This window comes from Shewanella sp. SW32 (assembly GCF_025653365.1).
GTDB lineage: Bacteria > Pseudomonadota > Gammaproteobacteria > Enterobacterales > Shewanellaceae > Shewanella > Shewanella oncorhynchi.
On record NZ_JAKKSJ010000013.1, the window covers coordinates 59393 to 71447 of the forward strand.

Sequence of the window (12055 nt, forward strand, 5' to 3'; positions counted from 1 at the left end):
AATGTTTGCCGAACTACCGCCCCTCAATTCTCTCCGTGCCTTCGAAGCCGCAGCACGTTTACAGAGCATGACATTAGCCAGCAAGGAGTTGCATGTCACCCATGGCGCAGTCAGCAAACAAATCAGAGTATTGGAGGATTATTTAGGTTTTGCGCTCTTTGTACGCTTACACAAAAAAGTCGGTTTAACCGATGAAGCCAAACGCTATTTACCCCATGTTCAAGCCGCTCTGCAAACACTATCTAGTGCTACCAGTGACTTGCGCCGTCAGCCCACTAAGCCGCAAACCTTAGCCATCAATGTGCTGCCAAGCTTAACCATCAATTGGCTCATTCCAAGAATGGAGCAGTTTAAATCCCGCCATCCACACTTGTATGTCGACTTATCCATTGGCGACTTTGCCGTGGATTTTAGCCAAGGTCGTTATGATATTGCGATCCGTAGTAGCACAGTTATCCCTAAGGGCGCGAATTATATCAAGCTGATGGATGAGGATTTATGCTTAGTTTGCGCGCCTTCACTAGCGCCTAAACTGCAAAATATCGAGGACATTAATCATGTCACTTTGCTTAAACACACCACCAGACCAGAACTTTGGGAGTATTGGGCGGAAAAGGTGGGTTTAACACTCACCCAAGCACAAACCTTTGGTGTCGAGCATTTTTATATGTTGAGTCAAGCGGCTGCGAGTGGCATGGGCGCAGCACTTATTCCGCGATTCTTCATCGAAGAACAACTGGCAAATGGCAGCTTAGTCATCCCCTTCGACGCCCCCTTTACCAGTCCCTATCGATATTATTTACTCACCCCAAAATCCCCAAGCCTGCCGTTAAAAGCTCAAGCTTTTATCGACTGGTTATTAGAGATTTTTGCGCCCTATCGTCATTAATCTGCATTAATCTGCATTAAACGTATCTCAGTTTAAGCGAGGCACAATAACGCTATAAGTGCCAAACGAGGCTATTGAGATCACTAACGGAGCGCAGAAAAACATCAATAAAAAACCACCCAAAAGGTGGTTTATTAGATTCAAGGCTTAAAGCGCATCAAAATTAGTGATTGCAATGCTCACCGTGAACATGGTCATGGTCATCATCGTCCATAAACTCATCGTCACCGTCTTGATGTTGCATTACGCCCCAACCGTCGGTCATGCCGCCGAATTCGGCAGCAAAATCATTTAGCATGACTTCTTGTTCAACCAATGTATCGTACTCAGGCACCATATTGAGACAAACAATGATTTCCCACTTACCAAGCTCATCATTCAGATTCAGCTCAAGCTCGCCTTCCAAGTCAGAATTTGTTAATTCTTCTAACGCAGTTTCAGCATCGCGTTGGTCATCAAAAACCAAAAAGAAATCAACATCTAACTCTTTAGTTAAATCGATTCCCGCTTCAGCCATTGCGGCCAGCATTTTACCATTGTCATCATCTGGAAATTGCATTTCTTGCTCCACTGTTTCAGGCTTATTCTGCCGCAATGATTTGAACTGATTCACCATTAAAGCTGACGATGTCGCCCGCGATAATTTTTTTACGTTTACGAGTTTCAACTTCACCATTCACAGTGACTTGACCTTCGTCGATAAAATGTTTGGCTTCACCACCCGCATTGCTCATGCCTTGCACTTTTAATACTTTGTACAATTCAATGAAATCTTCGCCAGAATGCAAAGCCAATTGATTAATTTGCGCCACTTAATACACGCCTTCTAAAAATAAACCTGCGGCATTATACCAGCACAGTACAAAATTCGCTGAAGATAATTTGGCTATAGACGTCTTTCATCGGCGAGTAGGCCAAAGGCTGATTCATCGAGCCAGTTTTCACCTATTTTGAATTGCTGCCTGAGTAAACCTTCAAGCCGAAAACCACACTTTTCGAGTACTCGTGCCGATGCGTGATTATCTTTAGCACAATGACCAACAAATTTATGTACATTAAAACTTAAACAGGCCCAATCAATGACCGCCATTAAGCTCTCAGTCGCATAACCTTTACCGTGCCCCTCGACTGCCAGTAAATAACCCACTTCGGCACGCTGTTCCTCGAAACTTTGACAATAAAGGCCCGTTAAACCGATAAACTGCCCAGTATCAACGGTCTCAATCACTAAGGTCAGCCAATCGCCAGAACCGTAGAACCAAGTATCAGAACGCTGCTGAAACTTACTGCGGATCACCTCTTGCGACTCTGGAACGCGTACAAAACGATTAATCTCAGGATCGTTATGCAGTGCATAAAAATGTTCCCAATCACTATCTTGTAAGCTCCTGAGTTTCAATCTATCAGTGTAGAGTTCCAGCATAGTGACTCCGTGATGAGCATATAAAACAAAACGGCAGCAAACGCTGCCGTATCAAACAAGCTGTATTAGATAAGCGGCAAAACTTACGCGCGGCTGGTCACTTCAAGTAAATGAAAGCCAAATTGCGTTTTCACGGGTCCTTGTACTTCATTTAATGGTGCACTAAAAACCACTTCATCAAACTCTCTGACCATCATGCCAGGACCAAATGACCCCAATTCGCCGCCTTGGGCACCTGATGGGCAAGAAGAGTGTGCGCGAGCAATTTGAGCAAAATCTGCGCCTTCCATTATTTGCTGTTTCAGCGCTTGACACTGCTCTTCACTGCTGACTAACAAATGTCTTGCTGTTGCCTGGACCATAGTAAAACTCCTGTAAGGATCATGAGACATTTGCCCCAAATATCATTGAGTTCCCACTAAAACATTCGTTTTAACAGGTTTGGAATCAACAGTATAAAAACTTTCTGTTGAATAAAAAAGTCTTAAAATGCCGTCACTGACAACAAAGTCAATTAACGGCATCTTACACGGCTAAGCTTGTTTCGACGCAATCCAACGATCGATCTTGTTTTCCATGACCGCCATGGGTAATGAACCTGAGGTGAGGATTTGATCGTGGAACGCTTTAAGATCAAATTTATCACCCAAGGCTTTTTCTGCGCGGGCACGCAGTGCCAAAATCTTCAACTGACCGACCTTGTAAGACAAAGCTTGACCAGGGATCGCCATGTAGCGCTCCACTTCAGCGACTATGTCACTCTCAGCCATAGGCGAGTTGTCTTTCATGTACTGAATCGCCTGTTCACGACTCCAACCTTTAGAATGAAGGCCAGTATCAACCACTAAGCGCATGGCACGCAGCATTTCATCGGAAAGCTTACCAAAATACTGGTAAGGGTCGGTAAATAGCCCCATCTCAATACCTAAGTATTCAGCATAAAGTGCCCAACCTTCCTCGAAAGCGGTATAACCGCTAAAACGCTGGAACTCAGGCACACCAGTCAGCTCTTGTTTGATCGCGATTTGGAAGTGATGCCCAGGAGCGGCCTCGTGCAAAGATAAGGTCGTCATCCCCCACTTAGGCTGTGCTTTGAGGTTATAAGTGTTGATATAAAACACCCCTGGACGGCTACCATCCACCGCAGGCGCTTCATAAGAGGCACCCGCTGCCGATTGTTCTCTAAAACTTTCAACCGGCTTAACCACATAATCAGCCTTTGGCATCACATTAAAGTAGTTAGGCAATACATGATTGATTTTATCTTTTAATACCATATAGCCATCAATCAAGCCTTGGCGATCGCTATAGAAATACTGCGGCTCTGAAGATAAAGACGCAAAAAACGCCTTCAAATCGCCCTTAAAACCAACCTGCTCACGCACCTTATCCATCTCAGATAAAATTCGCGCCACTTCACCTAAACCAATTTGATGAATTTCATCTACAGACATAGTGGTGGTCGTATGTGAGTTCGCCAGATGCTGATACCAAGCTTTACCGTTAGGCAAACCTGACCAACCATCAGTCGCCCGCGATTTAAGTAAATAGGTTTGCTTAAAGTAATCGCGTAAGTTCGTTAACGCTGGCACGATACGCTCGGCTATCATGGCTTGATAACAAGCTGTCAATTCCGCTTTATCTTGCTCTGAAAAACTTTCGGGAAAATGCTGGATTGGCGAGTAAAAAATACTCTGAGTCGCATCCGTCGTTAACATAGCATCTAACTGAGGAATAATGCGCTCTACCAACACTCGAGGTAGTACCACTTTACTTTCAATGCCTTGATTCATACGATTTTCAGCAAGTGCGACCCACTTGATAAAACCATCGACTCTCTGTTCCCAATTACGGTAATCTTGGACAGTCTTAAAAGGTTGTGCACTTTCGCCACTTCCCAGCTGCACCATAGTAATAACAGTGCTATAGAACTGGCTTATCGGCATAAAGCGTGAAGGGAAAGTTTCGTCCACTAACGCCATATCACGGTCATAGACGAACAGGTCATAACTTAACTGTAGATCCGCAGGCAGTTGCTTTGGATCTATCGCACGCACCTGAGCTAAATAGTGAGTGTTAAGATCATGACGAGCCTTAAGGTAATCCTCAGTTAAATCCCCACCGAAATCGGCGTTATAGTCATTAACACCGACAAAAGTGGCGTAGATGGGCTCAAGCTTTAGGTAATCTTTAAAATAAGCATCCACAAGCGCTAAGTAATGCTGCTCTGCCGTTTGAGTTTCGCCCTGCACAGCTGTCGTATTAGCCGAGCTATTTTCTTGAACTGCAGTGGCTTCAGGTTTAGAACAACCTTGAAGGGTGAAGATTAACGCTATCGAACCTGCCAATAAACCCAATTTCATTTTAATATTTCTCCTTTTTGGCCCGCTATTGCAGAACTGTTTCTATACTTAGTCCAAGGTCTGCTATCGGAGTTAATCTATGATCTACTCGTTCCGCAACTCAGGTTTCAGGGATCCTGAAACTGGAGTCTATAACCAAACCTATTTCATGGAAGTATTCAACCGAGAATGGCATCGTCACATGAGAGACCACCAAAGCTTGGCACTATTGTATCTGTGCCCTCACATTCATGAAACCGTCAAACAACCCCATTTACTCGAATTCTTTACTAAACAAGTGCAAGAAGCGCTATTAAGAGCAACAGATATGATTGCTAGACTAGATCACAATCACTTTGCGTTGGGTTTGTTCAATATAGATGAGGTGGGGACGGAAGTAGTGTTAAAGCGAATAGAACAACAAATATCTGACTTTAATCAAGATTTTGGTAAACATCATAAACTGACAATCGACTATAAACTGGCTGCCTGTATTTGCCTACCTACACAGGAAAGTAAAATAGAGTCACTCTTCAGTAATGTCAGCCAACTTTCACAACAACTTGAAAAAAATCATGATCAATCACAAGCTTTAATCCGCTTACAGTAAATAGGTTTATTGATACCAAAGAAAAAGCCCCTTGCGGGGCTTTCGATTCAAACACTAAACTGCGAAGTAATTACAGCGTGATATTATGCATACGTGCTTTCTCTTTAATATAAGAGATATAGCTATTTGCACTCTTCTGTGTCTTCTTATCATTAGCAGCTAACACTGCACGATTATAAGCAGACTTATACTGTTTCAAACTTAAATGAGCCAAAGCTAATTCGAAGTTTGCTTCACCAGGATGCTCAATACCCATTGATATGGCTTTTTCAAGCACAGGGATCGCGGCTGTATATTGTTCATTCAAGTTTAATAAGCGACCTTGTTTCAAGTAAGTCTTGCCATCATTGCTGATAGCTGCAGCTTTACCGTAATACTCAGCAGCTTGCTTAAACTCTTTCGCATTTTGATAGAAACCCGCCAAAATCTCTAAAGACTTAGCGTCCTCAGCGATCATGCCTGATTTCATATGTTTCTGATAAATTTTAGCAGCTTGATAAGGAGCACCTTTTTGTGCCATTAACTGCGCTAAACGCGTAATATTGCCCGCGCTATCTAAGAAACCATTTCTATAAGCCAAATCGTAAGTTGCAAGAGACTTGTCATAGTCTTCAACCATCAAATAAAACTGTGCTAATTGAACCCACAATCTGCCATCATCCGGGAATAAAGGCACCATGACTTCTAACACGCCAACAGCATTCTTGTACTTCTTCTGATTGAAGTAAGCTGTCAGTTTCATTTGATACAGACCTTTATCAGGAGCTTCAGCTAATGAAAGACCTTTGTCGGCCACTTCAATCACTTTATCCCACTGCTTCAGTTCTGAATGCGCAATACCAATACGGCGATACATTTGAGAATCGGCTTTACAAGTAAATTCCATCCACTTGTAATAATAAGGAATCGCTTCCTTAAACTTTTTCTCTTGTAATAGCAAATCAGCATAAAGACGCATAGTTGCAGCATGATCTGTACCACCTAAAATATCAGCTTCAACAGCTTGTTTTAGGTACTTGATCGCGGTATCCATTTTGCCTTTCTCGGCATAAAAGTTACCCAACATACGTGCAACATAGGCTTTGTCGAAGTCGTTCTTGGCATTTGCCTCTAGCAAAATAGCAATAGCTTCATCGACCTGACCATTGGTATAAGCTTCAAATGACTTCTGAACTTTCTTCGCCGCACTTTCACCCACAGCTTTAGATTGACGTTTGTCGATAGCACACTTTTCTTCTGCGACTGCAGATGAAAGAGTTAATGAACCGCCACAAACAGAAAGCAATAATAGAACTGCGATTTTATTAACATTACGCATTATTGGTTGCCTCCTTTATCTAAGGTGAAGTCTAGTTGTACTGTCATACCAGGTTGTTTCAATGGCTTGCCATCAACAATCTTTGGCTTGTACTTCCACTTCTTCAGTGCACGAATCGCTTCTTTATCAAATAAGCGTTTTGGTTCTGCTTGAATAACTTCAACGTCGTCGATACCACCGAGTTCGTTAATGGTAAAACGAAGTTGTACCCAACCTTCTTTACCATCACGCGCCGCAGCAATTGGATACTGAGGTTCGATACGAACGATAGGTGTAGCATCACCATCGCGAGTCATCATATTACCTAATTTAAAACCACCTGCTGAGTGACCTCCTGCTTCTACACCACCCATATTGAACGACATTGCTGTGTCAATATTGCTCGAAGATTCTGGCGGCGTTGCCTCAGGCTTCTGTGGCTGTTCTGGCGGTGGCGGCGGCTTAGGCACTACCCTTGGCTTATTCTGTGCTTTTGAATCCTGTCTATCCATAGTGATTTCAATTACAGGGGTCTCGGCCGATGTTTCGCCGCGCTGTGCGCCGCCACCGACCAAGAACGCCATAAAAGCGAACAGACCAAAAGTCACAGCAGCACCAATAATGATCGATACTAGTGCTCTTAGCATATTAATCGTTCCCCGCAGATACCGAAATTTTATCTATACCAGCCGCTTTGACTTGGTCTAGAACTTTAACAACTAAGCCGTGCATTGCGTCTTTGTCAGCCTGAATTAATACAGCAGCTTCAGGAGCTTCAGCCAGCATGCGCTCAACGTTTGCCGTTACACGCTCGATATCAACCTGACGGTTTTCCATCATGATCACGCCTGTTTTACTGACGCCGATAAAGATGTTAGCCGAAGGCTTTGAAGTCGCTTGCGAAGCTTTGGGTTTGTTATAATCCAAACCAGAAGGTTTCACAAATGACGTTGTTACAATGAAGAAGATCAACATGATAAACACGATGTCGAGCATCGGTGTCATATCAATTTGCGCTTCCTCGTCTACACTGGAATGCTTTTTACGTGCCATGTTCAATCTCTCTCTAGTGGTGCGGCATGCTGTCTTTTAGCTTTTCTAAACTGATTTTCATTTTTACATCCAGACGAGTACTAAAGAATACTCCCGATAATGCTGCAACCATCCCCGCCATCGTGGGCATAGTCGCCATTGAAATACCAGCCGCCATTAAACGAGCATTACTCGTCCCCTGAACTGCCATCACATCAAACACTGAAATCATACCGGTTACGGTACCTAACAAACCTATCATAGGACAAATAGCTACTAAGGTTTTAATCATCAGCATACGTGCATTCAAATCTTGCTTCGCTTGGGACAGCCAAGCTTCACGGATACGGTGTGCGTACCAAGAGGTTGTTTCCTCTCTAGCATCCCACGCAGATATGATAGCTTTATGTTGCTTTGGTGATATCCAATTAAGATACCAATAACGCTCAAGCATCAATACCCACATGAAGAACAATACAAACGCAACCAACCAAAGGACGTTTCCTCCAGCGGCCATGAAGCCCCTGACGGAATCCCATATGTCCATCAGGTATAGCATCATTAGTTAGCCCTCTTCTCAGCATGTGCTGCGATAATGCCCGCACTTTGCTCTTCCAAAATTTGGGTGATGGATTTGCTACGCGCAACGAGTATTGCATGTAGTAACATCAGTGGCAGAGCCGCAACCAGACCTTGTACTGTAGTAACCAGAGCCATAGAGATACCACCCGCCATCAGTTTAGGATCGCCAGTACCGAACAGTTGGATACTTTGGAAGGTCGCAATCATACCAGTTACTGTACCTAGCAGACCTAACATTGGGCCGATAGCTGCAATGACTTTCAAAATTGAAATTCGAGCTTCTAATGCAGGCGTTTCTTTCAGAATAGCTTCATCCAGTTTCAACTCTAATGTTTCAACATCAACATCTTTGTTTTCATGGTAAACCTTCAAGATACGACCAAGGGCATTGTTACCTGGATTATCAACATTCTTAGCTTGGCGTTTAACTTTTGCACCGATAGCTGCCAGCACAATGAAACGCTCAACCGCAATTAATAAACCAATAGCAAGTAATATCAGAATAATATAACCAATGGTACCGCCTGACTCGATACGATCTTCCATGCTAGCTTTGTTCGTAAAGATGTTTAACAGTACGCCACGTGCAGGGTCGATATAGAAAGGTGCTGTACCAGAAGCCGTTTCTTCCCATTTAGCAACAGCGCTAACTTGATAACCTTCAGGTTGTTGAGATAACTGCTGAATTAAACCTAATTCAGGGTTATATACAACGTATTTACCGTCAGCCGTTAAGTTATAAGCACCAATACGATGAATAGTCGTCGTTTTCACGTTACCATCAATTTCGGTAACAGAACCTTCAAACTTAACCACTTTGCCAGATTGCGCCATTTCAAATAGCTGCTCTTGCCAAAATTGTTCTAACTCTTCAATTTTTGGCAATTGCTTACGGGCACCTAAATCAGCGATAAATTTATCGCGATTTGGGAATTGAGCACTGATGTTAGAGCTTGCCAGTTTACCAGCGAAATCACCGGCTTCACCTTTAACGACACCAAACATTTCACCCAAGTCACCTTGAGCCGTTTTTAGATCTTCTTCTAACTGAGCAATTTTACGCTCGTTATCTAAGAACGCTTGGTTTAAATCTTTACCACGTTGCTTTTCAGCAGCTAACGCATTTTTTTCTTTTTGCAGTAAAGCGGCCTTATCGCCACGCTCTGCTTGGAACTCTTGCTCACGCTTGCTGTTGACTTTACCTTCTGCAGCGCGTTCAACTTTAACTTGTTGCAATAATTGGTCAATTGACTTAGGCGCATCAGCAGCGCTCGCCATACCAGCAGTTAAAGAGAAACTTGCAGCCAACACAGCTGTAGTAATTAACTTCTTCATTATTGTGCAGTCTCCGCAGCAGGAATTGGTAACGCGAATAGATCTAGAGCGCCTTGTTTACGGGCAATGCGGATACCTTTGGTCAGTTCACGCAAATAGCTGTCATCTAACTTATCCCAACCCTTAGATTCTGGGTTGTACATCCAGCCAGTCTTTTGATCTAAACTCTGTGCATAAAGAGCAACACGACCTAAGTTAAAGAAGTCAACCAACACTTCTTTACCATCTAGGTTTAACTTACCTTGGTTAACGGCAACAGCACTACCGTATTCACGCTCAATACTATAAGCATCAAGAATTAGACGATATTTTTCTGCTAGTGTGACTTCGGCAGTATTAAGAAGTTTTTTCAGTTCATTAACACGATTAGTGCGTATTTCAGAATTAAAAGGTAAATCTAATTGAACAAACTGTTCTAATGACTCAACCATTTTAAACATTAATGGCACAACACCTTGGCGAAGTTTATCAACACCATTGATGTCACCCTGCACTGAATCCATTGTCTTTTGTTGATCAGCGACTAAGCTTGCAACGTAATCGTTATATGATTTCAGTGATTCGCGCTCATCTGCGACAGAACCATACTCAAAAAGCATGTCTTGTGCTTGATCGAAATACTTATCAACGTTCTTTTGCGACGCAGCAGCATCAGCATGGATCATACTATCCGCTTTCTGCACGTCGGTAAGAGGATCTGCAACTACTAAGTTGCTGCTCGCTAATGCCAGCACGCCAACAAGTGCAGTAGCGATTTTTGTTCTATTGCTTACCTTGGACATAGTTCCCAACCAATTTGAAGTGAATAAAAAGGTTTAACTTACCAGCAACATAACGACAAGGAATAAATACTTGCCGAAAAAATTTCTGTAAGTTCGTCTTTCTCTTGTGATTCTTAGTTTTTTCTTCCCTTTCCTACGCCCTTACAGGCATAGACCCGCTGGCATCATTTCACAAAATGTTGACCTGTGTCAACATTTCAGACGACTAAAAACTAGTGTAAAGAAGCGCTAATAATGAAATTTTTTACGAAAGGTGTTTTTTTAGACAAAAATGAATCTTTAGGGTTATTACTTTTTGTTCCAAAAAATAATAAACTAATTTAAACCCTATAAAATCATAACGATAGCTAAAGACCAACTTTGTGTGTCCTGTTTATTAAAATTAACATTTTTTAACATAAAGACGACTCAAATAGATGCTCTTTACTCAAATCCCCCGATAAGATTTACTTAACTTGAACTCAGTGTAAGAACATCAGAACTAAGGGCACAAGTGATAGGATCTTTCGACCTCAAATAACCCCATCACACAGAAGAGCCTTTATACAACAAGTTAGTGGAAGTGTTTTGTGATATCTATGATGTTCCTATGTTGTCATCATAGAATTAGAGAAAACTTCATTAGCTGAAGAGACGCACTAATCGCATCGCAATAAATGAGATCATGACCACCATTATCTTCTTCCAGATGCCCACCATAGTGCTTTCAAAAACGTCTACACAGGCAAATGACTCATTTTTACAAGTTAACTTTCCAAAATTTACTCAATTACACCCCTTTTCTTGGAGTTTGGAGTAATGACTAGGATCTGTTGCTCTTTCGAGAGTGATATTTAGAGAACATAGCAAGACGTTATTATTTGTTTTACAAAAAACTAATAACTTCAAGCCATGCCAATATTTATGCTAACTGATATACAGGGAAAAGCTATTTCATTTAAGTAATGGAAAGCATAGGCCATGTTTATGATAAGCCTGAACATAGACAAACATTCGAAGACATTCTTTATCGCTTTCGACAGCTATTCCTTTGCAAGATTTGCCCGAAGAGTTCGATCATTGGAGTACAATCTTTAGACGGCTTCATTTATTGTCTAAAAAAGCATGCGGGCTTACCTATAAAAAGCCTTAGCTAGACTTGCTAACATGGAATTACTCTTTATCCATGACTCGCTCGTGCGCGCACATCAGTACACTACTGATGCAACCACACAGAGCAATGAGCGCCTAAGTAAAAGTCGAAGCAGCAATTAAACCCAAATTCACTTAGCGGTCAATAGCGGAGAATTACCGATTTATGTCGAATTATCAGAAGGCCAGAGACACTATATTACTATCGCACCCAACCTCATTGTGCACTTAAAGCAGGTTGATACTGTGACTGCTGATAAAGGTTATGGAAGTGATACTTTTCGTGAATTCTCCGCAAATAAAGATGGGAAATCAGTTATCTCAAAGCGCAACTATAACAATACACTTCAAGTGAAGGTTGATTGGTATTTATATCGACATTTGGTGGAGAATAATTTTGAAAAATTAAACACTGCCGAGCAATATAAAAAATTAGCGAAGAATTACGCCAATATGGTTTCACTGGCATTTACGTTAATGTGGTTACCATGTATAGCCTGAGTAATACTTATATAACAAAAACAATAAGCCCTAATCTAAGCAGCATATTTACATGACTTTACTTACTAATAAAAAAACCGGATCAACATTGATCCGGTTCCATTCTGTAATAGTCTAATTACCGATAGTCA

General features: G+C 42.0%; 13 protein-coding genes and 1 pseudogene. 3 read left to right on the forward strand and 11 right to left on the reverse strand.

The window, feature by feature from the left end; translation table 11 throughout:
* The first annotated feature begins 1 nt into the window (after position 1).
* Entirely contained in the window at positions 2 to 889 is an 888-nt protein-coding gene (locus tag L5M28_RS09655; protein ID WP_168823676.1) for a LysR family transcriptional regulator, read from the forward strand.
* A 163-nt stretch (positions 890 to 1052) separates the two neighbouring features.
* Here the strand turns inward: L5M28_RS09655 and L5M28_RS09660 are convergent, their stop codons facing one another.
* The 5 genes from L5M28_RS09660 to L5M28_RS09680 form a co-directional block, all read right to left on the reverse strand.
* Positions 1053 to 1448, reverse strand: a complete 396-nt coding sequence (locus L5M28_RS09660) for a ribonuclease E inhibitor RraB (protein WP_105252914.1) — start codon at positions 1446 to 1448, stop codon at positions 1053 to 1055.
* A gap of 22 nt (positions 1449 to 1470) precedes the next feature.
* Positions 1471 to 1701 carry an RNA-binding S4 domain-containing protein gene (locus tag L5M28_RS09665; protein ID WP_028760431.1) on the reverse strand — a complete coding sequence of 77 codons (231 nt, stop codon included), beginning with the start codon at positions 1699 to 1701 and terminating at the stop codon, positions 1471 to 1473.
* Positions 1702 to 1775: 74 nt separating this feature from the next.
* Positions 1776 to 2312, reverse strand: a complete 537-nt coding sequence (locus L5M28_RS09670) for a GNAT family N-acetyltransferase (protein WP_173496516.1) — start codon at positions 2310 to 2312, stop codon at positions 1776 to 1778.
* An 83-nt stretch (positions 2313 to 2395) separates the two neighbouring features.
* Positions 2396 to 2674, reverse strand: a complete 279-nt coding sequence (locus L5M28_RS09675; RefSeq protein WP_028760433.1) for a peptidylprolyl isomerase — start codon at positions 2672 to 2674, stop codon at positions 2396 to 2398.
* Between the two features lie 171 nt (positions 2675 to 2845).
* On the reverse strand, positions 2846 to 4675 hold the full coding sequence (locus L5M28_RS09680) for a DUF885 domain-containing protein (RefSeq protein WP_263203195.1): 1830 nt from the start codon (positions 4673 to 4675) through the stop codon (positions 2846 to 2848).
* A 79-nt stretch (positions 4676 to 4754) separates the two neighbouring features.
* Here L5M28_RS09680 and L5M28_RS09685 point away from each other — a divergent pair, with 79 nt between their 5' ends.
* On the forward strand, positions 4755 to 5264 hold the full coding sequence (locus L5M28_RS09685; protein ID WP_028760435.1) for a diguanylate cyclase domain-containing protein: 510 nt from the start codon (positions 4755 to 4757) through the stop codon (positions 5262 to 5264).
* Between the two features lie 70 nt (positions 5265 to 5334).
* On the opposite strand, the gene L5M28_RS09690 is transcribed toward L5M28_RS09685, so the two are convergent.
* From L5M28_RS09690 to L5M28_RS09715, 6 genes are read right to left on the reverse strand one after another with little or no spacing between them, the layout of a single operon-like run.
* The gene (locus L5M28_RS09690) at positions 5335 to 6582 is read right to left on the reverse strand and encodes a tetratricopeptide repeat protein (RefSeq protein ID WP_113938834.1); all 1248 of its coding nucleotides are present in this window, start codon (positions 6580 to 6582) and stop codon (positions 5335 to 5337) included.
* Positions 6582 to 7208: an energy transducer TonB gene (locus L5M28_RS09695; protein ID WP_113938835.1), complete on the reverse strand. Its 627-nt coding sequence runs from the start codon at positions 7206 to 7208 to the stop codon at positions 6582 to 6584. The genes L5M28_RS09690 and L5M28_RS09695 overlap by 1 nt, the downstream gene beginning before the upstream one ends.
* A 1-nt stretch (position 7209) precedes the next feature.
* Positions 7210 to 7614: an ExbD/TolR family protein gene (locus L5M28_RS09700; protein ID WP_037428129.1), complete on the reverse strand. Its 405-nt coding sequence runs from the start codon at positions 7612 to 7614 to the stop codon at positions 7210 to 7212.
* A gap of 13 nt (positions 7615 to 7627) precedes the next feature.
* Complete coding sequence (locus L5M28_RS09705; protein ID WP_113938836.1) at positions 7628 to 8155, reverse strand: MotA/TolQ/ExbB proton channel family protein; 528 nt, start codon at positions 8153 to 8155, stop codon at positions 7628 to 7630.
* The gene (locus tag L5M28_RS09710) at positions 8155 to 9510 is read right to left on the reverse strand and encodes a MotA/TolQ/ExbB proton channel family protein (RefSeq protein WP_113938837.1); all 1356 of its coding nucleotides are present in this window, start codon (positions 9508 to 9510) and stop codon (positions 8155 to 8157) included. Before L5M28_RS09710 ends, L5M28_RS09705 begins: the two co-directional genes overlap by 1 nt.
* The gene (locus L5M28_RS09715) at positions 9510 to 10292 is read right to left on the reverse strand and encodes a DUF3450 domain-containing protein (RefSeq protein WP_113938838.1); all 783 of its coding nucleotides are present in this window, start codon (positions 10290 to 10292) and stop codon (positions 9510 to 9512) included. Before L5M28_RS09715 ends, L5M28_RS09710 begins: the two co-directional genes overlap by 1 nt.
* Positions 10293 to 11183: 891 nt before the next feature.
* Here L5M28_RS09715 and L5M28_RS09720 point away from each other — a divergent pair.
* A pseudogene (locus L5M28_RS09720) lies at positions 11184 to 11924 on the forward strand (IS5 family transposase).
* Positions 11925 to 12055 lie beyond the last annotated feature (131 nt).

Bases quoted from the DNA above. Each gene is read 5' to 3' on its own strand.
- L5M28_RS09655 (WP_168823676.1), top strand. From the start codon at position 2: ATGTTTGCCGAACTACCGCCCCTCAATTCTCTCCGTGCCTTCGAAGCC.
- L5M28_RS09660 (WP_105252914.1), bottom strand. From the start codon at position 1,448: ATGCAATTTCCAGATGATGACAATGGTAAAATGCTGGCCGCAATGGCT.
- L5M28_RS09670 (WP_173496516.1), bottom strand. From the start codon at position 2,312: ATGCTGGAACTCTACACTGATAGATTGAAACTCAGGAGCTTACAAGAT.
- L5M28_RS09675 (WP_028760433.1), bottom strand. From the start codon at position 2,674: ATGGTCCAGGCAACAGCAAGACATTTGTTAGTCAGCAGTGAAGAGCAG.
- L5M28_RS09680 (WP_263203195.1), bottom strand. From the start codon at position 4,675: ATGAAATTGGGTTTATTGGCAGGTTCGATAGCGTTAATCTTCACCCTT.
- L5M28_RS09685 (WP_028760435.1), top strand. From the start codon at position 4,755: ATGATCTACTCGTTCCGCAACTCAGGTTTCAGGGATCCTGAAACTGGA.
- L5M28_RS09690 (WP_113938834.1), bottom strand. From the start codon at position 6,582: ATGCGTAATGTTAATAAAATCGCAGTTCTATTATTGCTTTCTGTTTGT.
- L5M28_RS09695 (WP_113938835.1), bottom strand. From the start codon at position 7,208: ATGCTAAGAGCACTAGTATCGATCATTATTGGTGCTGCTGTGACTTTT.
- L5M28_RS09700 (WP_037428129.1), bottom strand. From the start codon at position 7,614: ATGGCACGTAAAAAGCATTCCAGTGTAGACGAGGAAGCGCAAATTGAT.
- L5M28_RS09705 (WP_113938836.1), bottom strand. From the start codon at position 8,155: ATGATGCTATACCTGATGGACATATGGGATTCCGTCAGGGGCTTCATG.
- L5M28_RS09710 (WP_113938837.1), bottom strand. From the start codon at position 9,510: ATGAAGAAGTTAATTACTACAGCTGTGTTGGCTGCAAGTTTCTCTTTA.
- L5M28_RS09715 (WP_113938838.1), bottom strand. From the start codon at position 10,292: ATGTCCAAGGTAAGCAATAGAACAAAAATCGCTACTGCACTTGTTGGC.